We start from the raw sequence: 23,990 nt of genomic DNA on the forward strand, positions 1-23,990 counted from the left end.
CTAAAATAAAAGCACGCTTTCGATAAAGGGTGGATTTAGACGGATATGGTTATGCCTTCACCCCCGACAAGTTCACCCTGTTCAAAATAGAAATCGATCCTTCCCATATTAATGCCATAACAACCTACCTGGTTGATCAGAACCGGCTTGTCTATTTGGTTCCTGTGAACCACAGGTTTTTCGAGGAAGGTATGGGTATGCCCTCCAATGATGAGGTCGATCTCCTGAGTGCGGGAGGCTAGCAGTACATCGCTGTCTGTCTGTGGATTCCTGTATTCGTAACCCAGGTGTGACAAACAGACGATCAGGTCGCAACCTTTTTCTTCTTTCAGCTCTCTGACAATATCCTGAGTGATCTCCACGGGATCGAGGTAGCGGGTTTCCTTGTAGAGCTTTTTGGTCACCAGTCCATCCAGGTCGATGCCCAGTCCGAAGACCCCCACCTTAAGCCCGTCCACCTCAAAGACCTTGTACGGAGTAGTCATCCCATCCATGACCGTATTGGAAAAATCGTAATTGGCACACAGGAATTCGAACTTCGCGTAAGGCAATTGAGCCAGGAGACCGTCTATCCCATTGTCGAAATCGTGATTCCCCAGTGTGGCGGCATCGTATTTGAGCATACTCATGAGCTTGAATTCCAGTTCTCCCCCATAAAAATTGAAATAGGGAGTCCCCTGGAAAATATCTCCTGCATCGAATAACAGTGTATGGGGATTCTCTTCACGGATTCCTGAGATCAGGGTGGCCCTTCTGGCGATACCTCCCATATCCGGAAAAGCTGCGTGGTCTTCAGGAAAAGGATCGAGGTGACTGTGCACATCATTGGTATGAAGGATCGTAATGTGTTTCTTGCCTGAGGAACAACCGGTTAGAAGGGAAGAGCCGAGGCTCAAATAACCGGCTCCTGCAAGGGAGTTTGATATGAATGATCTTCTTTTCACGGTGTTTCGGATTTAATGAAACGGTCATCTACCTCTGCTTTAACGGTATCGACCGCCCCAAAGTAATCGATCATCGCATTCCTGAGGAGATAATTCAGGTCTGTCACTCCCTGATTTTGCTTCAGGAAATCAGCATTACCACCTCCTTCGAGCAGGTAATCTATGGTTGCCAGGTAATACGTTTTGTTCTCATCCAGGGGGATGCCGTTCACATTGACTGCCTGAAGTCTTCCCTGCTGGTCCAGTACGATCTGGAATCCTGCCATAGGCTGGGGACGGTCTGAGTCGATGAGGTAATGCGCCATTTCACGAACAAGACTCCCCGGGATCTCTAAGACCACGATATAATTTTCAAAGGGCATGACCTCGAAGGCCGTTCTGGCAGTAACAGGTCCGGCCGAGATCACATTTCGAATTCCTCCGTAATTCATCAGGGCCATATCCACCTTTTTGCCGGTCCGGGATTCAAAGATAGGCCTCGACCGGGTGAGGATGATATCGGCCATCAGGTTACCTTCAGAGGAATTCAGTTCTCCGTCAGTCTTTGTAAGGGTGACAGGCGCATAGGCCAGGACACTGTCGAGTACCTGATTGACGCGGTCCCTGTAGGGCTTGATAAAGGCATCAACAGAATCACTGGTTACAACAGATGAATCTACCGGCAGTTGGATTCCGCTGATCGAATGGAGGGCGGAAGGTTGGCGCCCACAGGAAATACACAGACAAATTGTTATAAATGCAACAAATTGTTTCATATATAAGTTAATCAAAGGTGGTAATTTTACCCCTGCAGGATGCAGTGAGAATATATACCTTTGTGGAAACCTAAAGATACATGTTTTTCACCTCCCTCAAGGAAAAGTTCAAAAGGAAATCAGGGGAAAAATTCCTGAAGAATGAGCTCAGGACTGTGCGCGGGTCTGAGAGGGAAAAAAAGGGGATCGGACTCGTGGGCGTTATAGCGGATCTCGACCGTTTTCAGAATGCGGAAACCTTTAACAAACTGGTCGATCTGCTCAACCTCCGGCCCAATGCTGTCAAGGTTATGGGATACCGGGCTTTTTACGACAAGAATTCCCCGTATTCCACTCCGGTATTTTCCGATAAGGACCTGGGATGGGGTGGGGACGTAGAGAACAGTTATGCCCTTGAATTCCTGAGCAAGGATTACGATCTTTTGATCAATTATTACACCAAGGATGCACTTGTCCTCAAGTTGATGTCGGTGAAGACGCGGGCGAGGATAAAGGTAGGATTTTCAGAGGTGGATCCTGATCTGAACGATTTGATCATTCGGTCGGATATGGACGATTTTGATACGTTCGCAGCAGAATTGAAAAAGTACCTTCGGGTTATGAACGAGCTATGAAGATAGAACAATTATACGGTACGGGAGTTGCCCTGGTGACCCCATTTGCAAAGGATGGTTCTCTTGATCTGCCGGCCCTCAGGAGGGTTGTTCGCCACTCCATCAATGGGGGGGTCGACTACCTCGTGGTCCTAGGTACGACGGGTGAGTCGGTGACCCTTGAACCCCAGGAAAAAGAAAAGGTCATCCAGACGGTGATCTCGGAGAACGATGGTGCCCTGCCTCTAGTCATAGGCATCGGCGGGAACAACACAGCTAAGGTCGCTGAAGAGCTAAAGAAAGCCGATCTGTCTGCTTTTGACGCTGTACTCTCAGTATCACCCTATTACAACAAACCTACACAAGAAGGCATATACAGGCATTACAAGGTCCTTGCTGAGGCCTCGCCTAAACCCGTTATCCTCTATAACGTTCCGGGCAGGACAGGCAGCAATATGCTTCCAGAAACAGTGGTACGAATCGCCCAGGACTGTCCTAATGTGGTGGCGATCAAGGAAGCCTGTGGCAACATGGATCAGATCCGTGAACTCATTCGCACGGTCCCCTCCGGTTTTTATGTCATTTCCGGCGACGATATTACGGCCCTGCCTACGATCATGGAAGGGGGTATAGGGGTCATCTCAGTCCTGGGTCAGGGCATGCCCGCCCAAATGAGCCGCCTGGTTCGTCTGGGCCTAAACGGGGAATACGAGGCCGCAAAACAGATCCACGAGGCACTCAAGCCCGGGATGGATCTTATCTTCCGGGAAGGGAATCCCGCCGGAATCAAGGCTATTTTTGAGTCGCTGGGTATAGCGGGTGCAAGTGTAAGGCTGCCCCTGGTGGAAGCCACTGCGGGCTTGAAATCCAAAATATCTGCCTTTATAGAACCCTTCGCCATAACCATTTGAGGGATCTTACGTTAAAACTTCCTCAATGCGTGGTGTCTGACGGATTCTTTCACCGTATGTTTGTGGTTGAGATTTAATTTTATATTCCGCTGGGTTTCTGTAATTTTGCAAAATGTTTTTAAAGCTCCGGACATATTTGACTATGGCTATTTGCCTGGTTGTGCTAGGCTCCTGTAATGAGTACCAGAAGGTCCTCAAGAACGAAGATGTGAAAGCAAAGTACGATCTGGCCGAAAAATATTACGAGGCCAAGGATTACAAGAGGGCCAACCGCCTGCTCGAGCAAATTGCTCCCAAGTACGTAGGCAAGCCTCAGGGGGAAAGGGTACAGTTCTTTCTGGCAGACACCTATTATCAGATCAGAAACTACAACTTTGCCGGCTATCAGTTCGAGCGATTCCTGAAATCGTATCCCAAAAGCGATAAGGCAGCAGAGGCATCCTTCCTGGGGGCCAAGAGCTACTATATGCTCTCTCCCAGATATTCCCTCGACCAGACGGATACGGACAAGGCGCTGTTGAAACTTCAGAGCTTTATCAACACCTATCCGGAATCGGAATTTCTTGCCGAAGCAAATGCGATGGCCAAGGAGCTGACTACCAAGAAAGAGAAAAAGGCTTTCGAGATCGCAAAGCAATTCACCAAATTAGGCAACTCCTATATCCTGGATTACAGCATCTCTGCCGTAGCCGCCCTGGATAACTTCATTTCGGATTTTCCGGGTACTATTTTCAGGGAAGAGGCGTTGTATCTCAAATTAGTGGCAACCTCCAACCTAGCCCTTAACAGTACGGAAAACCGCAAACAGGAACGTCTGGAAACGGCTGAAACTGCGTATAAGAATTTATTGAGATACTATCCACAGACCTCTTTTCTAAAAGACGCAGATCAATTGATGGAGGATATCAATAAAGAGTTGGCCCAGTATAAAGAACAAGAAACCATATCCAAATGAATATGAACGATTTAAAGAACACCAAGGCACCCGTCTCCACCGTAACCATCAACCGCAATGAGTTTGATGAGAGTACGGACAATATCTACGAGGCTATTTCCATCGTGTCAAAACGAGCAGTACAGATCAATTCTGAGATCAAGAAAGAACTGCTCGAGAAACTGGAGGAATTTGCCACCTACAGCGACAGCCTGGAGGAGGTTTTCGAAAACAAGGAGCAGATCGAGGTTTCCAAATTTTACGAGAAACTTCCCAAACCCCATGCCATGGCTATTGCCGAGTGGTTGGAGGATAAGATTTATTACAGGAACACGGAGAAAGACGAACAGTAAATGTTGGCCGGCAAGAAGATCCTGTTGGGAATCTCAGGAGGTATTGCCGCCTACAAAACCGCTTTTCTCGTTCGATTATTGATCAAAGCCGGCGCTGAAGTTAAGGTGATCTTAACGGAAAGCGCCGTTGATTTTGTTACCCCCCTCACCCTGGCCACCCTTTCCAAAAATCCGGTTCATCTCGATTTTATCAAGGAAGAGGACGGCACGCTCGACTGGGATAACCATGTAGATTTGGGTCTTTGGGCCGATTTGATGCTGATTGCACCGGCAACGGCCAATACACTCTCGAAAATGGCCCATGGTACCTGCGACAACCTTTTACTGGCAACCTATCTTTCTGCCAAGTGCCCTGTTTATGTAGCGCCGGCCATGGATCTGGATATGTACCGCCACCCGTCAACTGTAGAAAGTCTGGCCAAGTTGGAATCATTCGGTAATGTGATCATCCCGGCTGCCAGCGGGGAACTGGCCAGTGGTCTCTCAGGGGAAGGCAGGATGGAAGAACCGGAAAAAATCCTGGACTTTATCAATGACCACCTTAAGAAAGGACTGCCCCTCGAAAAAAAAAAGGTAGTGATCACCGCAGGGCCCACCTATGAGGCCATCGATCCGGTAAGATTCATTGGAAACCACTCCTCAGGACTAATGGGCATAGAATTGGCTGAAAGAGCCGCAGCCTTGGGAGCGGAGGTGACCCTTGTCCTGGGACCCTCCCATCTGAATGTCAGGGATAACACCATACATGTGCTTCGCATTACCTCTGCTGATGAGATGTACACAGCGGCAATGGAGGCCTATGATGATGCCGATGTGGTTATTGCGGCCGCTGCAGTAGCCGATTATAAGCCTAAAAAGGCAGCCGAACAGAAGATCAAGAAAAAAGATGACGAGTTTGCTTTGGAATTGGTCAGGAACAGGGATATCCTTTTAGAACTGGGGAACCGAAAAAAGAAACAGTTCCTCCTGGGTTTTGCCCTTGAAACCGAAAATGAACTGGCTAACGCCCTCCAGAAGCTCAAAAAGAAGAACCTGGATGCCATTGTCCTTAATTCCCTCAAAGACGAAGGAGCCGGCTTCGGGGGCGGTACGAATAAAATTACTTTTATAGACAAGAATTCATCCATAAAATCGTTTGAAGTAAAGACCAAGGCCGATGTGGCCCTTGATATCTGGAATGAAATCTTAAGCAGAATGCATGCGTAGCCTTCTCCTACTCGTACTGGCGTTTTCCTGTTCTTTGTCTGTTTGGGCACAGGAACTCAATTGTGTGGTTACGGTGAATTCAGATCAGGTAGGTCAGACCAACCAGCAAATTTTCCGAACGCTGGAGAGGTCCCTGAATGACTTTGTCAACCGAAATAAATGGACCAACAGGGTCTACAAGGAGAATGAACGTGTGAATGCGAGGATGTTCATTACGGTGACCAATTTTGAGTCGAACCGCTTCGAGGCCAATATTCAGATCCAATCTTCCCGTCCTGTTTTCAATACGACCTATGAGACGCCGGTTTTCAATTATAAGGATAATCAGTTCAATTTTCAGTATATCGAGTTTCAACCCCTGATTTACAATCCCAACGTTTTCGACTCCAACCTGGTGGCCGTCATCTCGTATTACGTCTATATCATTCTGGGGCTGGATGCCGATACCTATGCCCTGGAAGGCGGTACGGAATATTTCAAGGAAGCCCAGAGGATCGTTACCCAGGCACAGGGCAGCAATTTTGCAGGGTGGAACCAATCGGCTACCGACAATCGCACGAGGTTTGTCCTGATAGACAACCTGCTTTCCAATACGTTTCGGGAATATCGCATAGCGATGTATAATTATCACCGGAAAGGCCTCGATATCCTCGGGGATAATAACAGCACAGGAAAACAGGTGATCTCCGGTTCTATGCGCCTGTTTGAGACTCTTATCCAGCGCAGGCCCAACGCCTTTTTGATCCAGACCTTCTTTGACGCCAAAGCAGAAGAGATCCTCAACATTTTTTCGGACGGACCCAAGGTGGATGTGGTGGCCCTGAAAAACACCCTGAACAAGGTGGCTCCTTTCTATTCCTCCACCTGGAACGACATAAAATATTAATACCCCCTCATTTTTTTACAGGGCATAATCGGTTATCTTTACGGCACGATAAAAGCCGAGGATCTTGCTCACCCATCTGACGATAAAAAATTACGCCCTTATCGATGACCTGGCGGTTACTTTCAACCGGGGGTTCAGTACTATCACAGGTGAAACAGGGGCGGGAAAATCTATTTTTCTCGGGGGACTGTCACTGGTCCTGGGGAAACGGGCAGACCTGAGTACGTTGAGGGACAAATCCAAAAAATGTACGATAGAGGCGGTGTTTGAGATCCGACCCTATGGGCTTGAGGAGCTTTTTAAAAATAACGACCTCGACTACGATCAGGAAACTATCGTCAGGAGGGAGATACTGCCCAGCGGCAAATCCAGGGCCTTTATCAACGACACTCCGGTGACCCTGGATATACTTTCCGAACTGGGCGACAGGCTGATTGATATTCATTCCCAGCATCAGACTCTGGAATTGACAGAGAACGAATTTCAATTAAAAGTCATAGATGCCCTGGCAGATAATAAACCTCTGTTACTGGATTATCAGACTAAATTGAAGGCCTACCGCTCTGCTATTAAGGAATTGGAGAGCTTAAAGGAGGCACAGGCTGATGCTGAAAAAGAACAGGACTACAATACTTTTCTCTTCCAGGAACTAAAACAGGCCCCATTAAGGGAAGGTATCTTTGAAGAGTTGGAGGCAACCTATGAAGAACTCACCAACGTAGAAAGTATTCTTGAGCAGCTGGCCGGGAGTCATCAGATACTCACTCATGAAGAGGTCGGAATCCAAAATCTCCTCTCCAGCCTCAGGAACAGCCTTTCTAAACTCGCAGGATATGGTTCTGCCTACGCCGAGCTTTCGCAGCGTATACAATCGGTCTTCCTGGAACTGGAGGATGTGGTCTCCGAGATAGAGACCTTGCAGGAAAAGGTGGAGCCCAATCCGGGATTACTCGAGGAGGTAGACAACAAGCTCCAAATGCTCTACGCCCTTCAAAAGAAACACAATGTGTCTGCGGTGGAGGATCTGGCAGCAATCAGGGATGAGCTGGAAAACAAGATCTCCCGATCCGAAAGCCTCGAGATGGAGATCGAGAGCTTGCAGGCCAGTACGGCAGAAATTAAAAAAGATTTGACCAGGCTGGCTGGTGAGTTACGTAAGCGCAGAACAGCCCTGGTGCCGGAATTAAAACAGAAATTGGAAAGTGCACTCGTAGATCTGGGGATGCCCAATGCCACTTTCCGTATAGAGTTGAGGCCTGCTGATGATTTCTCAGCAACTGGTACCGATCAGCTGGTATTTGAATTCTCTGCCAACAGGGGAGGAGATTACGGGTCCCTCAAAAAGATGGCATCAGGAGGGGAACTATCACGTATCATGCTGGTTATAAAATCCGTCCTGGCCCGTTATGAACAATTACCCACGATCATGTTCGATGAGATTGATACGGGGGTTTCCGGTGAGATCTCCAACAAAATGGGGGAGATCATGCAGCAAATGTCTTCAAAAATGCAGGTGTTTTCCATTACGCATTTACCTCAGGTGGCTTCCAAGGGCGATCATCAGTACAAGGTCTTCAAAGAGGATGATGGAAAAATTACACGCACGAAGATGAAAAAACTGTCTACGGAAGAAAGGGTAGTGGAGCTGGCCGAAATGCTGGGGGGAAAGACCTTGTCAGATTCTGCCATGGCACATGCCAAGCAATTACTGAATTGACATCGAAATCTATATATTTAAACGAAAGAACCTAAGACGAAAACCATGGGAAACAACTTACTCAAAGGAAAAAAAGGGATCATTTTCGGTGCTCTGGATGAAAATTCCATAGCCTGGAAGACAGCTGAAAGGGTGCACGAGGAAGGAGGAACCTTTGTCCTGACAAATGCGCCTATCGCTATGCGTATGGGCCAGATCAATGAACTGGCGAAAAAGACAAATGCAGAGATCATACCCGCCGATGCGACCAGTGAGGAAGACCTGGCGAACCTGGTATCGAAATCCATGGAGATCCTGGGTGGAAAACTCGATTTCGTGCTTCATTCTATTGGTATGTCTGTGAATGTCAGGAAAGGCCGGCAGTACACTGATGAAAAATACGATTTTACGACCAAGGGATGGGATGTATCTGCCCTTTCCTTCCACAAGGTGATGCAGAGTCTCTACAAAGCAGACGCGATGAATGAGTGGGGTAGTATCGTTGCCCTGACCTATATGGCAGCACAACGCACATTTCCGGATTATAACGACATGGCGGATAACAAGGCATATCTGGAATCGGTAGCCCGCAGTTTTGGTTATTTTTTCGGGAAGGAAAAGAAGGTAAGGGTCAACACCATCTCCCAATCGCCAACACCCACCACTGCAGGACAAGGGGTAAAAGGATTTGACGGCTTTATCGCCTATGCGGAGAAAATGTCCCCTCTCGGCAATGCCACAGCACTGGATTGCGCAAATTACACGGTTTCACTTTTCTCTGACCTTACCCGCAAAGTGACCATGCAGAACCTGTTCCACGATGGAGGATTTTCCATGACTGGTGTGAGCCAGGAAGTGATCGAAAAATTTACGGGAGAAGATTAAATCTCTCCTGAGCAATAAAATGCCGGGCCATCCTGAAAAAGGATGGCCCTGTTCATAACACGCAAATGCAGCCAAAATATTCACTTATCATCCCCGTATTCAATAGGCCGGAAGAGATCCGGGAACTCCTTCAGAGCCTGTTGCACCAGTCCTATCAGGAGGATTTTGAGGTGGTGATCGTAGAGGATGGTTCTGATATCAGCTCGGAGGCTGTGGTAAAGGAATTTAAGGATTCACTGACGCTTTCCTACTATTTTAAGGCGAACAGCGGACCCGGAGACTCCAGGAACTTCGGGATGCGAAAAGCCCGGGGTGACTATTTTATAATCTTGGATTCGGATTGTATCCTGCCTCCGGAATACCTCCAGGCTATTGATTTTTCCCTTGCTGAGGAATACACAGACTTTTTCGGAGGCCCGGATACGGCTCATCCTGATTTTTCAAACACGCAAAAGGCGATCAACTATGCCATGACCTCCTTCCTGACTACAGGAGGCATCAGGGGAAGCGAGAAGGGTTCCGGAAAGTTCCAGCCGCGGAGTTTCAATATGGGAATCTCAAGAAAAGCCTTTGAAGCTTCCCAAGGTTTTGGCAATATCCACCCCGGGGAAGACCCCGATCTGACGATACGCCTTTGGAATCTGGGATTTACTTCAAAATTGATCCCAGAGGCCAGTGTATACCACAAGAGGCGAATCGACTTTAGCAAATTCTATCGGCAGGTCAAGAAATTTGGCATGGTCAGACCCATCCTGAACCACTGGCATCCGGGCACAGCCAAGCTTACGTACTGGTTTCCGTTTTTGTTTTGTGCAGGCTTTCTCCTCTCAGTGATCCTGGCCATAGCCGGATCTTTATGGCTGCTGTACATATTTGCCTTTTACCTCCTTCTAATCCTGATCGACTCCACGGTAAAGAACCGTTCCCTGGGTATAGGGTTCCTGTCTCTGTACGCAGTAATTGTACAGTTCTACGGATATGGGACAGGTTTTTTTAAATCGACATTCTTACTTACTTTTAGTAAGAAGAAACCTCAGGAATTATTCCCCTCCCTGTTCTTTAGGAGTTAGTATGGGCGCAAAAAAAGTCTTGAAAGGAAGTACAAAGCGAAAGATCAAGGTATTTGCTGTGCTGTTGACCTGCTCTTTTTTAGCCTGGCTGATCAGTCAGTTGTCGGAGAGCTACACGGATCAGATCACCTTCAAACTGAACTATGTAAATGTACCGGATTCCCTGCTCTTGATGAACGCTTCTCAGGAGAATGTTACCCTCACCGTTCGCGGTAACGGATGGAAGTTTCTGGGTTCGAAATTCTCTTCAGGGACACTCGACATCGATTTAGGAAAGGTGACCTTAAATAAGAATCGCTTTTTCCTAAGGGAACGGGATTATATGGAACAGCTGTCTTCAGCCATTCCTGAGGCTATGTCAATTGTTAGGGTAAATTCGGACACCCTGTTTTTTGATTTTTCAAGGCTAGTCAGCAAGAAGGTCCCGGTTGTCCCTGCTTTGGAACTCAATCTGGCCCAGAATTTTTTACTGGAGAAGGAGTTGGAGGTCATTCCGGACTCGATCGTCCTGACAGGCCCTGAACAGGAGTTAGACACCCTTAAGGAGATTATGACGGAAAGCATTGAACTCAGCGAGGTGAGTGAGAGTTTTACCAGAACCCTGCAACTGGTCAGGCCCGAAACACTCCAACAGACGAGGCTCAGCAAAGGAGAGGTTCAGTTGAGCGCCCAGGTGTTCAGATTTTCTGAAAAGATCATAGAGGTCCCTGTACAGGTTATCAACCTGCCCGAGGGAACGCAGATAAGGACATTCCCCAACACAGTGGAAGTCTTGTGCAAAGCCCGCCTTGAGAGATTAAAGGAGATCTCCGCTTCCGATTTCAGGGCCGAAGCTAATCTGGAGGAGGTACAGGATAATTCTGCCTTTCTTGCGGTGCGCCTTGTGCATGAACCCGATGGCGTCCCCAGCATTCAGCTCCTGCAAAGGCAGGTGGAATATATCTTAAAGCGGGAATGAAAAGGGTAGGACTTACAGGGGGCATTGGTAGCGGGAAGTCGACTGTGGCCGGGATGTTTAAGGATCTCGGCGTTCCGGTTTACAATTCTGATGCGGAGGCCAAACGCCTGATGAACGAAGATGAGGCTTTGAAAGAGCAGATCATTGCCTTGCTCGGGAAGGAGGCTTATCAGGGGGATGTGCTGAACAGGCCTTTTATCGCGGAAAAAGTATTCAAAGACAGAGTGCTGCTGAAAAAGCTAAACAAAATTGTTCATCCTGCGGTCAGGCAGGATTTTCGCTCCTGGGCAGCACGCCAGACGGCACCCTATGTACTGCAGGAAGCGGCCATCCTCTTTGAAAATGGCAGCAGCGAGTCATTCGATATGATGATCCTGGTCACGGCCCCGAAAAAGACCCGGATTAAAAGGATACTGGAGAGGGATAGCCTGTCTGAGGCGGCCATTCTCGAACGCATGAAGCACCAGTGGTCCGAAAAGAGAAAGAAGGCTCTTGCTCATTTTGTGATCGAGAATACAAACCTGGATATGACCCGCTTAAAAGTGCAGGAAATCCACGAAACTCTGATCAAATCAGATCCCGAACCGCAATTTTAACATTTTTGTTAAGGTTAGGTTAAACACCCGATTCCCTAAATGTTAAATTTTTAATTTTACTGCAAAATGAATAAGCGATTATTTGTTTTTCTTGTCGTCCTGATGAGCTTGTCTCTGGTGGGAATCATTTCAGTTCAGTTATATTGGATCAAGCGCTCAGTCGATGACAAGGAAGAACAGTTCTCAAATGCGATAGCGGAGGTCCTCAACCGGGTAACGGATAAGATAGAGGAGAGGGAGATGAGGGAATATTCCGATAGATTCCTAAGTCTGAAGGACAGTCTGGGGGAGATCAGGAGTTCGCAACTCAGCAATATTTTCTTTATTGACAGGGACATTAACTCCAATGAGATCCTTTTCTACTCCCACGGTATCCTTGAAGAAGAATACAATATCGCTTCGACGTTCTTTGACAGTATCACAGGAGGAGATAGCACCCAACTCAGGAATATCACGAGTAAACGCACCAAGACGATCTTCAAGGAGGAGTACAGCCTGGATGGAAAGTCCTACAGTCTGAATCCCATCCAGAAACTGGAGAAGATCGGTGGCTTAACCAGTGTTGACAAGGCTGTTTTTGAGGATGTATACAGGGAATACGCAGAAAATGTTCCAATCCACAAACGGGTATCAAGACAGGAAATAGAGCTGTTGCTAACCCAGGAATTGAGCAATATGGCTATAGATACCGATTTCGAATACGGTATTTACAGTCGGGGATTGCCCACCAAGATCAAATCCAGGAGATTCAGATTCGGTAAATCAACGATTTACAAAGCCCCTATTTTCAAAAACAGCGAGGGCAGTAGTAATTTCGCTCTTTTGCTGACATTTCCCAAGAAGAAGAAATTTCTCCTGCAATCGGTTCTGGGGATGGCATTCCTCTCTCTTTTGTTCACCCTGGTGATCGTGGTCGCCTATGCAAGTGCGATCTACCAGCTGATCAAGCAAAAGCAGATCTCTGAAATCAAATCGGATTTTATCAATAATATGACGCATGAGTTCAAGACTCCGATCGCTACGATCAACCTGGCGGTGGAAGCCATAAGGAACCCGAAGATCATAGGTGATCAGGAAAAGGTGATCCGATATCTCGGAATGATAAGGGATGAAAACAAAAGGATGCACGCCCAGGTTGAGAATGTGTTGCGGATCTCTAAACTGGAGAAAAACCAGCTCGACATTTCCAAAGACCGGGTAGATGCTCATGAATTGATCCGGAAAGCCATCTCTCATGTTGAACTCATCGTATTGGATCGCGGAGGCTATATCAATACGCATCTGGATGCGGAAAGGTCTGAGATCCTGGCGAACGACATGCATTTCGGGAATGTGCTGGTAAATATTCTGGACAATGCCATCAAATATTCGCCTGAGGCCCCTAAGATTGATATCTATACGGAAGTAGCCAAGAACTACATCATCATGAAGATACAGGACCAGGGTGCAGGGATGAGCAAAGCGGTACTGAAAAAAGTGTTTGAAAAGTTTTACCGGGAGCATACCGGTGATATACATAATGTCAAAGGACATGGGCTGGGACTGGCCTATGTGAAAAAAATAGTGGAAGACCACCAAGGCGAGGTTTATGCAGAAAGTGAAAAAGGAAAAGGAAGCACTTTTTACATAAAAATGCCTTTAATCTAAATGGATATGGAAACAGCAAACAAGAAAATACTTTTGGTAGAGGACGACCCCAACTTCGGAATTGTATTGAAGGATTACCTCGCAATGAACGATTTTGATGTCACCCTCGCCAAGAATGGAATGGAGGGGTTTGAAAAATTCAAAAAAGACAATTATGATATCTGTATACTGGATGTGATGATGCCCTATAAGGACGGGTTCACTCTGGCGAAGGAGATCAGGGAAAAGAACGAGAATATCCCAATAGTATTCCTGACCGCCAAAACCATGAAAGAAGACGTTCTGAAAGGATACAAGGCCGGGGCGGATGACTATCTGAACAAGCCATTCGACTCAGAAGTGCTACTGATGAAAATTAAAGCAATACTTCAGCGTAAAGCTTCCAGTACTCTGGCAGACAGCAAGCAATTCGAATTTAAAATCGGTAATTTTCACCTGAATTCAAAATTGAGATTCCTCAAATACAAGGATGAGGAACCCATCAAATTGTCTCCTAAGGAAAACGAGTTGCTCCGACTTTTAGCCCTGCATGAGAATGACCTCATGCCGAGGGAACTCGCCCTGACAAAGATCTGGAGAGATGACAATTACTTCACTTCCCGAAGTATGGATGTTTATATCGCCAAACTCAGGAAGTATCTCAAAAAGGACGATGTGGTCGAGATCCTCAATATCCATGGAGAGGGCTTCAGGCTGGTCGTGAAAAATGACAAATAAACTATTCTTAATCGAAAAGAGAAGGCACCCATAGAGGTGCCTTTTTTATTCCCTTAGCTCTTTAAGAATTGTTTCCAGGATCTGATCCGGAGAGAGTTTCACAGACACCTCTATGGCATCTTCCGGAGCTTCCAGGGTGTCGAATTGTGATCTCAGGAGGGCTGAAGGCATAAAATGGCCCTTACGCTGCCTGAGTCTCTCAGAAATGAGGTCAAAGCTACCGTTTAGATAAATCCACAGTGGTTCAGGCGAGATTCCTTTTTCCAGCAGGTTCCTGTAACTTTCCTTCAGGGCTGAGCACACGATCACTGCCCCCGTCTGTTCATGTTTTTTAGCGAGTGAATTCAAAATCTGAAGCCAGGGCTTCCTGTCCTCGTCGTCCAGGGCAAGGCCTTCAGACATCTTGGTGATATTCGCTTGAGGATGAAAGTCGTCCCCGTCAAAGAATGGCAACGACAAGGTGTTTGCTAGTTGCTTTCCTATGGTTGATTTCCCGCTCCCCGAAACCCCCATAACGAAGAAGATACGCTTGGTCTTATCCATCATGCTTCAGTTTTAATTGTCGGTTGATCAGATCCAGGATCTCTTTGATCGGCAGATCATGGGGCAGGGGCAGGACCTCTTTTTTTCCCCGAAACCAGGTCCCCTGTCTTTTTGCGTATCTCCGGCTGTTCTTTTTGATCTCTTCAATAGCATGGTCGAGATCGTAATCTCCTTCGAGGTAACCGAAGAGCTCTTTGTACCCCACGGTCTGAAGGGCATTGAGGTGCTTGTGCTCTATCAGCCCCCGGGCCTCTTCCAGGAGTCCGGCCTCCATCATTGCGTCTACCCGATTGTCAATACGACGATAGACCTCTTCCCTGGGTGCTTCCAGTCCCAAAATCACTGATCGAAAGGGCCTTTGGGCCTTTTTTCTGCCGAGATAGGAGGAATAAGGATTTCCCGTACCCCTGCACACTTCCAGAGCCCTGATGACCCGTTGAGGATTTTGCAGGTCTGCCCTTTTTGCGTAGACCGGGTCTGATTCGAGGAGTTCCTTTTGGAGTTCTGCCAGGCCGTTTTGGTGTAACTCCTGTTTTAGACGGGTTCGGACAGAAGGGTCTATTTCAGGGAAGCTGTCAAAACCTTGAAGTACGGCATCGATATACAGCCCGCTGCCCCCGGCCAGGACGACGATGTCATTTAACTGAAAAAGTTCTTCGAGCTTTTTCAATGCGTCCCTTTCGAAGTCCCCTACAGAATAAGGGTCATGTATACTGATATGCTGGATGAAGTGATGGGGGACTGCCGCGAGTTCTTCACTGGATGGTACCGCCGTTCCTATGCGCATCTCCTTAAAAAATTGCCTGGAATCTGCAGAAATAATCTCCGTTTTGTAGTGTTTCGCAAGTTTGATCGCCAGGGCCGTTTTGCCTATGCCGGTCGGACCTGCTACTACCAGGAGGGTGTTCTGTGCCATCATTCATCTTTTAACCTGAACCCGCAGACACGACAGTAGTGGGCATCTTCCTTTAGGATGATTGTAGAACATTCCGGACAGGTTCGCTCCTTGACTTTCTTCCCTTTCCTTCTGCTCCGGTCTGTTACGTATTCCGCACTCACTATTCCGGTGGGTACCGCGATCACCCCGTAACCTACGATCATGATTATGGTGGCAATAAATTGTCCCAGACCTGTCTCCGGAGAAATATCCCCATAACCTACAGTAGTCAGGGTGACGATGGTCCAGTACACGCTGTGCGGAATACTGTTGAATCCGTGTTCGGGGCCTTCTACCAGATACATGATCGTGCCGAGCATCACCGAGAGGATAAGCACGAAGAAGACAAAGACAAAGATCTTGGTCCTGCTCGCTTTCAGGGCCCTCAGCAGGTTGTTGGATTCCCCTATGAACCGGACCAGCTTCAGGATCCTGAAGATACGCAAGAGCCTCAGCGCCCTGAAGGCCGTCATGTATTGAGAACCACCGATAATAACGGAGAGATACTTTGGTATTGTAGAAATAAAATCGATGACCCCGAAGAAGCTAAAGATGTATTTTTTGGGTGTTTTGATACAGATGATCCGCAGGATGTATTCGATGGTAAAAAGGATGGTCACGATCCATTCTGAAACGTTTAAAAAATCGTGATACTTCTGGTCGATGCGCGGAACACTCTCCAGCATTACGATTATCACACTGTAGACAATGACAATCAGGAGTGCGATATCGAATAACTTACCGGCCGGGGTATGGGTGCCGTAGATAACCTCGTGTATCTTGGATTTCCAGTCGTTTTGCCTTTGGTTTCCCATCAGTTGGGTGAATTGATTTCTATAATGTCGACCACCTTTCTATACGTAAGGTAGAGTTCTACCTGTTTTATAACCTCGACACCCCCATTGACGGGTGTAAGGATTGATTCCAGGATATGCAAATTGTTGATCTGATGGTTGAGTTCGTAAAACCCCATTCCTTTTACCTGACCGTTTTTGATCAGAACGGCACTGCGTTCCCCTATTTCACGACCCTTGTCTACGACCATAACGTTCTTCCCATCAAGACGAAAAGGTTCTTTCTGACCGCTGGGTTTTCCATTGGGAGTTGGCAGCAGGGCCAGATCGTCCCCGTTAACCCGATATTTGGGAGGATTCCTCTTAATTTCCTCATGGACCTTCAGGTATGCCACCAGTTCGTTCCCCGTGAGCTCAAAGGTTACTTTCCGTGTTTCTTTCTGCAGATTTCTGCCGGTCTCGGTGTCTGAAGTAAAATGCTGGTTGATCCTCTTCTTAATGTCCTTGCTCTTCCCGAGATAGATGATCTTCCTGTCCTTGTTGAACATGTAATACACCCCGGTTTCGGAAGGCATCTGGTCTACGATCCTCAACTGTCTCTGGCTGAGTTCCCCAAGGGTCTCGGCCCTGGTGACTTCATGGATGATGGTCTTGTTTAGGTCCTTGTTCAGCAATACCTTGAACAATTTTAAGGTAGCCAGGGCATCTCCATTAGCCCTGTGGCGGTCGCTTACGGGGATCCCCAGTGAACGGACCAGTTTTCCGAGGCTGTGTGACTCTGCTTCCGGGATCAGTAATTTGGCAAGGTCGACTGTACACAGGGTCTTCCGCTCAAAATTATATCCGAGTCGCCTGAATTCCGTTCGCAGGATCCGATAATCGAATTGAGCATTATGAGCCACCAGGGTTGTCCCCTCTGTGATCTCGACAATGCGTTTGGCCACTTCGTGGAATTTTGGAGCCGACTGGAGCATTTTGCTGTTTATCCCGGTAAGGTTGACCACAAAGGGTTGGATCTCCCTTTCCGGGTTCACCAGGGATATGAATTTATCCACCACCTTATGCCCGTCGAACTTGTGGATGGCGATTTCTGTGATTCCTTCCTCATTGTATTTACCTCCGGTGGTCTCTATGTCTAGGATCGAATACATCCGATGTTGTCGTTCTCCTGAAAATTATTGCCTTTCCCCAAAGATACTACTTCCTATCCTTACCATGGTGCTTCCTTCTTCTATTGCGATACGGTAATCGCCGCTCATCCCCATGGAAAGTGTATCCAGTCCGGGAAGAATATTTTTAAGGGTCTCGAACATGAGCTTAAGGTCGTGGAATTCCTTTCGGATCACCTCTTCCTTGTCTGTAAAGGTGGCCATGCCCATCAATCCCCTGACTTGCACGTTTCTGAATTTTTTGAACTCCTCGTCGGCTACCAGGGCCTGTAGTTCCTGTTCATCCAGACCGAATTTAGTTTCTTCTTTGGCAATGTGCATCTGCAGCAGGCATGGGATCACCCTTTTGTGTTTTTTTCCCTGTTTATTTATTTCTTTGAGGAGTTTCAGGCTGTCTACTCCGTGAACAAGTGATACATAAGGAGCCATGTACTTCACCTTGTTCCTCTGCACATGTCCTATCATGTGCCAGGAGATATCCTTGGGCAGATCGGTCCATTTTTCTGACATTTCCTGTATCCTGTTCTCCCCGAAGATACGCTGCCCCGCATTGTAGGCCTGCATGATCTCCTCTGTGGATTTGGTCTTGGATACCGCGACCAGTTCCACATGTTCCGGAAGATCCTTCCTTATAGCGTTTAAATTAGATGCGATAGACATATTGGAGACTATAATTCGTATATGGTCAGACCACTTTTGAGTTTGGGTTCTATATATGTGCTTTTGGGGGGCATGACCAGTTGGGCATCTGCCACCGCCTTGATCTCTTCCATGGTTATGGGCACCAGATTGAAACCAACCTTGAAGTTCCCCTTATCGATTTCCGTCTTCATCCTAAGGACGTTATGCTTTCCGTACCCGTACTGTATGCGCTTGTCATTCCGGAGGTCCTTGATGCCCAAAATGGGCTCCAGTATCGTCTTGTACAAAATATGCGTATCCAGTTTATTCAAAGGATTGTCCAGCGGAAGGATGTGTTTGCGAAGGTACAGGGAATAGAAATCCCCATCGAGGTACATGCTGAAATGGTGCTTCTTGCTGGGTTTATACAATTCCATGTCTGTTTTCTTGATCCGGTAGAACTCGTCAAGGTGGACAAGGAAAGACTCTTTTGTATGACCGTTGAGGTCCTTCACCAGTCGGTTGAATTCAAAAATACGGATCTCGCTTTCCGGAATCAGGTAGCTCATAAAGTAATTATAAGGTTCCCGGCCGGTATGTTTGGGGTTCTTGGCCTCGCACCATTGGGCGAGCAGATCAGAAGAAGCACTTCTGTGGTGCCCGTCTGCGATATACAAGCTGTCGATCTGGGAGAATGCTTTCTCGATGGATTGCATAGTATCCGTATCTGAGATCTTCCAGAGATAGTGGGTGGTCCTGTCGGGTGTGGTAAAATGATAGACCGGATCTTCCTTTCGGGTGCTCTTAATGATCCCGGCTATGGTGGGATGGTCGGGATAGGTCATCAAGACGGGCTCGGCATTGAATTTCACCGTATCGAGGTAACTGGCAAAAAGCCGCTCCCTGCTTTCTATGGTATTCTCGTGTTTCTTAATCACATTATTGCGATAATCTGCAACACTGGTGGCACAAAAGATCCCGCAACAGGAAAAATCATTGCGCCTGGTCTGATAGAGGTAGAAACTAGGCTCCCTGTCTTTGATAAAGACCTTTTCTTCCAAAAATTCCATATAGCGGTTATGTACGAGTTTAAACCGCTCTACCCCGGAAACTTTTTTATCGAACTTAAATCCGGGATTGATAATATGCAGGAAGGAAAAGGGATTGAACTTCAGGATGGCCTTCAGTTCCTCCTTCGAATAGGCTTCATAAGACCTGGAAGTTACGTAGGAGACCTTATCTGCAGCAGGTCTGATAGCCTTGAAAGGTCTGACAACTGCCATTACGCCTTCCTGAATTGAGAGGACACCTTTTCTGCCTTCCTGGATTCGGAATAATCGTAGAATCCTTCCCCGGATTTTACCCCGAGCTTCCCTGCCATGACCATGTTTGTGAGCAAGGGACAAGGCGCGTACTTTGGATTTTTGAATCCGTCATAAAGCACGTGTAGAATGGAGAGGCAAACGTCCAGTCCGATAAAATCCGCTAATTGCAGGGGTCCCATGGGGTGGGCCATACCCAGTTTCATAACGGTGTCTATCTCTTCTACCCCTGCAACCCCGTTGTAAAGAGTTTCCACGGCTTCATTGATCATAGGCATGAGGATCCTGTTAGAAACAAATCCGGGATAGTCATTGACCTCGGTAGGGGTTTTTCCGAGCTTTTCGGATAATTCCATGATGGTTTTCGCCGTCTCGTCCGAGGTGTTGTACCCTCGGATGATCTCGACCAGTTTCATGATAGGTACGGGATTCATAAAATGCATGCCGATCACCTGAGCAGGTCTTTTGGTAACAGAGCCGATATGAGTGATGGAGATGGAAGATGTATTCGTGGCCAGGATCGTTTTATCAAGGGCATTTGCGTCTAGATCCTTAAATATCTTCAGTTTCAGATCGAGATTTTCCGTAGCAGCTTCCACGACGAGGTCCGCCTTGGAAACAGCCGACCTTAAATCGGTGGAAGTTTTTAATCTCTCCAGGGTAGCACGTATCGTTTTCTCTTCAATGACCTCTTTCTGCAGCATACGGTCGAGGTTTTTGCGAATGGTGCTCATTCCTTTTTCGAGGGCCGACTCCGATATGTCGACCAGAATAACTTCAAACTGTTGTTGTGCAAACACGTGTGCAATACCATTGCCCATGGTACCGGCACCTATCACTGTAACATTCTTTATCATAGGTTCTTGCTAATTGTACATTTCAAAAGGAAGCGATTACCTGCAGGGCAACCCTCAGGGCACGGGTCCCGTCTTCCAGGGTCACTTTTGGGGTGGTATCATTTTCTATCGCCTCGGCAAATGTCTCTAATTCATCCAAAATCGCATTATTGTTTACGATCTCCGGATTTTCAAAATAGATCTGTTTTTTGATTCCCTCTGCATTCTGAAGGATCATATCGAATTCACCCGGATTCTCCGGGGCATCTTTCATTCTGACAACCTCTACCTTTTTCTCCAGAAAATCAACTGAGATATAGGCATCTCTCTGGAAGAAACGGGATTTCCTCATGTTCTTAAGGGAAATCCGGCTCGCGGTGAGGTTGGCGACGCAGCCGTTCTCAAATTCTATCCTGGCATTGGCGATATCCGGAGAATTGCTGATCACCGAAACCCCGCTGGCATGGATGTCCTTTACCTCTGATGGCACAACGCTCAGGATAGCATCGATATCGTGTATCATCAGGTCCAGCACTACGGGAACGTCTGTTCCCCTCGGATTGAATTCGGCCAACCTGTGGGTTTCAATAAACATGGGATTATTGATGATTTCTTTTACCGCTGTAAAAGCCGGATTAAATCGTTCTACATGTCCAACCTGGCCTTTGACGCCGTATTGTTTTTCCATGGAGATAAGCGTTTCAGCCTCCTCCAGGGTCTTGGTAATTGGTTTTTCGAGAAAAACGTGCTTCCCCTTCTCCATCGCTTTTTTAGCACAATCATAATGAGAGAGGGTAGGGGTGACGATGTCAACGACATCTACAGCATCGATCAGTTTGTTGATATTGTCAAAATAGGTGTAGCCAAATTCAGCCTCCACCTTTTTGCCATTGATCGCATCTGCGTCATAAAACCCGACTAAATTGTATTTGGGGGATTCATTTAAAAGCCTGAGATGTATCTTTCCAAGATGTCCGGCACCCAAAACACCCACATTCAGCATAATCCAAAATTTTGTCAAAAATACGCAGATTAATCCTAAATCGATCCCGGTACAGAAAATGGAAATGTGGTAACTTTACACCAGCAGATCAAATTTTTATAATACGAGACTTTTGAAAGACACTTTTAAACACCGGGGGATGCGTAACAAACTGGCTGACCTGGTTGAATCCAAAGGAATTCAGAACAAAAAGGTTCTGGAAGCTATCAGGACCATTCCCAGGCATCTTTTTATGGACAGCAGCTTTGAAGACCATGCCTATCAGGATAAACCCTTTCCCATTGCAGCTGACCAGACAATATCCCAGCCCTATACGGTAGCATATCAAACTGAATTACTGGATGTCGAGCCCGGGCAAAAAGTCCTGGAGATAGGTACAGGGAGTGGATATCAGACTGCGGTACTCCTTTATCTCAAGGCAAAGGTTTATACGGTGGAGAGGCAGCTGGAGCTCTATAAAAAGACCACGATCTTCTTCAGGAAAATGGGTTACAGGCCTAAAAAGTTTGTCTTTGGGGATGGTTATAAAGGTCTTCCTGAACATGCACCATTCGACCGTATTATTGTAACTGCAGGAGCCCCTGAGGTACCCAAAAAACTTCTTTCCCAGTTAAAGGTAGGGGGGAAGATGGTGATCCCGGTAGGCGAGGAAGATCAGGTGATGATGCGGATCACGCGGAAATCCGAAACAGAATTTAAAAGGGAGGCTTTTGGCAGCTTCAGGTTCGTTCCCCTGCTGGAAGACAAGAACTGAAAGCTCAGTAGATTAATTATTAAAGCTCTTTTTTATACGGTCTAATCGCACCTTGCTTTCCCTTTCCTTAATGGCCTCCCTCTTGTCGTAGAGTTTTTTTCCTTTGGCCAGGGCGATCTTCATTTTGGCATAACCCCTCTCATTGATAAAGACGTTCAGAGGCACGATGGTCAGGCCGCTGGTCCGGACCTCTTTGTGCAGTTTGTTCAATTCCTTTTTATTGAGAAGCAATTTTCGGGATGCCTTGGGTTTATGGTTAAAATGAGAGGCATGTGAATACTCGTCTATCTGCATATTGATCACGAATAATTCCCCCTTCTCATTGAATTCACAGAAACTTTCAGCGATCGAGGCTTTGCCCAGCCGGATAGATTTGATCTCGGTTCCGGACAGCACAATACCCGCGACATAGGTCTCCAGCAATTCGTACTGGAAGCTCGCCTTCTTGTTCCTGATGTTGATGTTTTTCTGCATAACTGCACAAAAATAATAACAAATCGAGCAGTTCACTCTTCAATTTCAGGAATAATCCCTGTTTCTTTGCAATATGGAAAAACGCAATTCAAGACCAATTTCAATTCTTTTTGCCTTTCTGTGGATCATTTTCATCACCTGTGGTGACGGCGATAAAAAGAATGCGGCTCAGTCGGCCATTGATCGAGCCATTGCCGATGCCGGAGGCGAGCTATACGAACAGAGCAATATCACCTTCCGTTTCCGGGATGCGATCTATACCCTGGAGAGAACAAAGGGCAGGAATGTCATGACAAGAACACGGGAAACCGATTCCGGGGAATTAAGAGACGTTTGGGACGGCAGGTCCTTCAGCCGTTATTTTCAAAATGAAAAGATGGCCGTCTCCGACAGTATGGCCAATGTCTACAGTAATTCCATCAATTCCGTGCTCTATTTCGCTCAACTCCCATACGGATTAAACGACCCAGCGGTAAACAAAGAGTGGATCGGCGAGAAGATCGTTGGGGAGAAAACCTATTACAAGGTAAAGGTAACTTTTGATCAGGAAGGAGGAGGCGATGATTTTGAGGATGTCTATATCTACTGGATAGATGCGGAGACCTTCAAGCCACAATACCTGGCCTATGAATTTCATGTGAATGGCGGGGGACTCAGATTTCGTGAGGCCTATAATGAGCGCTATGTGAAAGGTATCCGATTCGTGGATTACCGAAATTACAGACCGACAGGTGAGGCCGAACTGATTAAACTCGATTCACTTTTTGAAAGAAGGAAGCTGGAACTTTTCTCTGATATCCGGCTGGAGGACATCGAGGTTAGTCGGGACAGTTACAATTAAAATGCAAGCGCACATCGGTACTGAGATCCCCGATCTGCTGTACGATGAACAGGCTGCCATTATCACTGTCGTCCATAGGGGGGTATTTATCTTCCCCAATCATTTTATTCACAAATTCAGGTGTTGTATTGCTGTGGCCCACCACCAGTACATTCTTGCCAAGGTTATCTGCTTTGAATTTGGCGATATCGACCAGGGATGGATCGTAATACTGCCGGATCAGGTCGTATTTCACCTCGGTGGGAGCTGCTGTCATGGTGGTCCGACGGAAATCTGTGGTATAAATAGCGGTAATGTTGGCATCCTTCAGGATCTCTGCCCAGTGCATGGCCCTGCCGAGTCCTCTTTGATTCAATTCGGGATCAGGATCATCCGGATCTGTCCTGTCCTTTTCAGCATGCCGGATAAAGTAATAAGTGGTCACTTCCGGGCCAATCTCCATTTGGGTGGGCTGGGAATCTTCCTTACAGCCGGTCATCAGGATAAGCGAGAGCAAAAGGGCAGGGAATATACGTTTCATAAGCGATCCGATTTTGTCTGTTGAG

Annotated in this window: 27 protein-coding genes; 15 read left to right on the forward strand and 12 right to left on the reverse strand. The window is 47.0% G+C overall.

Annotation, left to right across the window (positions count from 1 at the left end; genetic code table 11):
• Positions 1 to 35: 35 nt before the first annotated feature.
• Positions 36 to 944, reverse strand: a complete 909-nt coding sequence (locus IEV19_RS00180) for a bifunctional metallophosphatase/5'-nucleotidase (RefSeq protein WP_188368690.1) — start codon at positions 942 to 944, stop codon at positions 36 to 38.
• Positions 941 to 1,699, reverse strand: coding sequence for a 5'-nucleotidase C-terminal domain-containing protein (locus tag IEV19_RS00185; RefSeq protein WP_229732435.1), 759 nt, complete (start codon positions 1,697 to 1,699; stop codon positions 941 to 943). The genes IEV19_RS00180 and IEV19_RS00185 overlap by 4 nt, the downstream gene beginning before the upstream one ends.
• Positions 1,700 to 1,779: 80 nt before the next feature.
• On the opposite strand from IEV19_RS00185, the gene IEV19_RS00190 reads away from it, so the two are divergent.
• From IEV19_RS00190 to IEV19_RS00250, 13 genes are all read left to right on the forward strand, one after another.
• Positions 1,780 to 2,313 (forward strand): DUF6913 domain-containing protein, encoded by a 534-nt coding sequence (locus IEV19_RS00190; protein ID WP_188368691.1) that lies wholly within the window; start codon positions 1,780 to 1,782, stop codon positions 2,311 to 2,313.
• Positions 2,314 to 2,315: 2 nt separating this feature from the next.
• A complete protein-coding gene (gene dapA, locus IEV19_RS00195; RefSeq protein WP_188370682.1) occupies positions 2,316 to 3,203 on the forward strand; it encodes a 4-hydroxy-tetrahydrodipicolinate synthase in 888 nt (295 codons plus the stop codon).
• A gap of 112 nt (positions 3,204 to 3,315) precedes the next feature.
• Positions 3,316 to 4,158 carry an outer membrane protein assembly factor BamD gene (locus IEV19_RS00200; RefSeq protein ID WP_188368692.1) on the forward strand — a complete coding sequence of 281 codons (843 nt, stop codon included), beginning with the start codon at positions 3,316 to 3,318 and terminating at the stop codon, positions 4,156 to 4,158.
• A complete protein-coding gene (locus IEV19_RS00205; RefSeq protein WP_373284795.1) occupies positions 4,155 to 4,490 on the forward strand; it encodes a DNA-directed RNA polymerase subunit omega in 336 nt (111 codons plus the stop codon). Before IEV19_RS00200 ends, IEV19_RS00205 begins: the two co-directional genes overlap by 4 nt.
• The gene (gene coaBC, locus IEV19_RS00210; protein WP_188368694.1) at positions 4,491 to 5,696 is read left to right on the forward strand and encodes a bifunctional phosphopantothenoylcysteine decarboxylase/phosphopantothenate--cysteine ligase CoaBC; all 1,206 of its coding nucleotides are present in this window, start codon (positions 4,491 to 4,493) and stop codon (positions 5,694 to 5,696) included.
• Positions 5,689 to 6,582 (forward strand): type IX secretion system protein PorD, encoded by an 894-nt coding sequence (porD, locus tag IEV19_RS00215; RefSeq protein ID WP_188368695.1) that lies wholly within the window; start codon positions 5,689 to 5,691, stop codon positions 6,580 to 6,582. The genes coaBC and porD overlap by 8 nt, the downstream gene beginning before the upstream one ends.
• Positions 6,583 to 6,646: 64 nt before the next feature.
• Complete coding sequence (gene recN, locus IEV19_RS00220; protein WP_188368696.1) at positions 6,647 to 8,299, forward strand: DNA repair protein RecN; 1,653 nt, start codon at positions 6,647 to 6,649, stop codon at positions 8,297 to 8,299.
• Positions 8,300 to 8,344: 45 nt separating this feature from the next.
• A complete protein-coding gene (locus IEV19_RS00225) occupies positions 8,345 to 9,163 on the forward strand; it encodes an enoyl-ACP reductase FabI (RefSeq protein WP_188368697.1) in 819 nt (272 codons plus the stop codon).
• A 65-nt stretch (positions 9,164 to 9,228) separates the two neighbouring features.
• The gene (locus tag IEV19_RS00230) at positions 9,229 to 10,233 is read left to right on the forward strand and encodes a glycosyltransferase family 2 protein (protein ID WP_188368698.1); all 1,005 of its coding nucleotides are present in this window, start codon (positions 9,229 to 9,231) and stop codon (positions 10,231 to 10,233) included.
• Between the two features lie 19 nt (positions 10,234 to 10,252).
• A complete protein-coding gene (locus IEV19_RS00235) occupies positions 10,253 to 11,191 on the forward strand; it encodes a CdaR family protein (protein ID WP_188368699.1) in 939 nt (312 codons plus the stop codon).
• Positions 11,188 to 11,787: a dephospho-CoA kinase gene (gene coaE, locus IEV19_RS00240; protein ID WP_188368700.1), complete on the forward strand. Its 600-nt coding sequence runs from the start codon at positions 11,188 to 11,190 to the stop codon at positions 11,785 to 11,787. The genes IEV19_RS00235 and coaE overlap by 4 nt, the downstream gene beginning before the upstream one ends.
• Positions 11,788 to 11,853: 66 nt before the next feature.
• Positions 11,854 to 13,434, forward strand: coding sequence for a sensor histidine kinase (locus IEV19_RS00245; RefSeq protein WP_188368701.1), 1,581 nt, complete (start codon positions 11,854 to 11,856; stop codon positions 13,432 to 13,434).
• A 6-nt stretch (positions 13,435 to 13,440) separates the two neighbouring features.
• Positions 13,441 to 14,151, forward strand: coding sequence for a response regulator transcription factor (locus tag IEV19_RS00250; protein WP_188368702.1), 711 nt, complete (start codon positions 13,441 to 13,443; stop codon positions 14,149 to 14,151).
• Between the two features lie 45 nt (positions 14,152 to 14,196).
• On the opposite strand, the gene IEV19_RS00255 is transcribed toward IEV19_RS00250, so the two are convergent.
• Genes IEV19_RS00255 through IEV19_RS00290 form a run of 8 tightly spaced genes read right to left on the reverse strand, consistent with a single transcriptional unit; the run spans position 14,197 to position 21,376 of the window.
• Complete coding sequence (locus tag IEV19_RS00255) at positions 14,197 to 14,697, reverse strand: gluconokinase (protein WP_308418518.1); 501 nt, start codon at positions 14,695 to 14,697, stop codon at positions 14,197 to 14,199.
• Positions 14,687 to 15,610, reverse strand: a complete 924-nt coding sequence (gene miaA / locus IEV19_RS00260; RefSeq protein WP_188368703.1) for a tRNA (adenosine(37)-N6)-dimethylallyltransferase MiaA — start codon at positions 15,608 to 15,610, stop codon at positions 14,687 to 14,689. The genes IEV19_RS00255 and miaA overlap by 11 nt, the downstream gene beginning before the upstream one ends.
• The gene (locus IEV19_RS00265; RefSeq protein ID WP_188368704.1) at positions 15,610 to 16,446 is read right to left on the reverse strand and encodes an ion transporter; all 837 of its coding nucleotides are present in this window, start codon (positions 16,444 to 16,446) and stop codon (positions 15,610 to 15,612) included. Before IEV19_RS00265 ends, miaA begins: the two co-directional genes overlap by 1 nt.
• On the reverse strand, positions 16,446 to 17,576 hold the full coding sequence (locus IEV19_RS00270; RefSeq protein WP_188368705.1) for an exonuclease domain-containing protein: 1,131 nt from the start codon (positions 17,574 to 17,576) through the stop codon (positions 16,446 to 16,448). Before IEV19_RS00270 ends, IEV19_RS00265 begins: the two co-directional genes overlap by 1 nt.
• Positions 17,577 to 17,600: 24 nt before the next feature.
• On the reverse strand, positions 17,601 to 18,254 hold the full coding sequence (locus tag IEV19_RS00275; RefSeq protein ID WP_188368706.1) for a YggS family pyridoxal phosphate-dependent enzyme: 654 nt from the start codon (positions 18,252 to 18,254) through the stop codon (positions 17,601 to 17,603).
• A gap of 8 nt (positions 18,255 to 18,262) precedes the next feature.
• Positions 18,263 to 19,498: a DUF1015 domain-containing protein gene (locus IEV19_RS00280; RefSeq protein WP_188368707.1), complete on the reverse strand. Its 1,236-nt coding sequence runs from the start codon at positions 19,496 to 19,498 to the stop codon at positions 18,263 to 18,265.
• Positions 19,498 to 20,391: a 3-hydroxybutyryl-CoA dehydrogenase gene (locus IEV19_RS00285; protein WP_188370684.1), complete on the reverse strand. Its 894-nt coding sequence runs from the start codon at positions 20,389 to 20,391 to the stop codon at positions 19,498 to 19,500. Before IEV19_RS00285 ends, IEV19_RS00280 begins: the two co-directional genes overlap by 1 nt.
• A 25-nt stretch (positions 20,392 to 20,416) precedes the next feature.
• Entirely contained in the window at positions 20,417 to 21,376 is a 960-nt protein-coding gene (locus IEV19_RS00290; protein WP_188368708.1) for a Gfo/Idh/MocA family protein, read from the reverse strand.
• A 112-nt stretch (positions 21,377 to 21,488) separates the two neighbouring features.
• On the opposite strand from IEV19_RS00290, the gene IEV19_RS00295 reads away from it, so the two are divergent.
• Positions 21,489 to 22,130: a protein-L-isoaspartate(D-aspartate) O-methyltransferase gene (locus IEV19_RS00295; RefSeq protein WP_188368709.1), complete on the forward strand. Its 642-nt coding sequence runs from the start codon at positions 21,489 to 21,491 to the stop codon at positions 22,128 to 22,130.
• Between the two features lie 12 nt (positions 22,131 to 22,142).
• Here IEV19_RS00295 and smpB read toward each other — a convergent pair whose 3' ends face one another.
• Positions 22,143 to 22,604: an SsrA-binding protein SmpB gene (gene smpB / locus IEV19_RS00300; protein ID WP_188368710.1), complete on the reverse strand. Its 462-nt coding sequence runs from the start codon at positions 22,602 to 22,604 to the stop codon at positions 22,143 to 22,145.
• Between the two features lie 73 nt (positions 22,605 to 22,677).
• On the opposite strand from smpB, the gene IEV19_RS00305 reads away from it, so the two are divergent.
• Positions 22,678 to 23,445: a DUF6503 family protein gene (locus IEV19_RS00305; protein ID WP_229732436.1), complete on the forward strand. Its 768-nt coding sequence runs from the start codon at positions 22,678 to 22,680 to the stop codon at positions 23,443 to 23,445.
• Here the strand turns inward: IEV19_RS00305 and IEV19_RS00310 are convergent.
• Complete coding sequence (locus IEV19_RS00310) at positions 23,423 to 23,965, reverse strand: SixA phosphatase family protein (protein ID WP_188368711.1); 543 nt, start codon at positions 23,963 to 23,965, stop codon at positions 23,423 to 23,425. The two genes, IEV19_RS00305 and IEV19_RS00310, sit on opposite strands and share 23 nt — an antisense overlap.
• Positions 23,966 to 23,990 lie beyond the last annotated feature (25 nt).

The sequence above is a fragment of the Muriicola marianensis genome (assembly GCF_014638095.1).
GTDB classification, from domain to species: domain Bacteria; phylum Bacteroidota; class Bacteroidia; order Flavobacteriales; family Flavobacteriaceae; genus Muriicola; species Muriicola marianensis.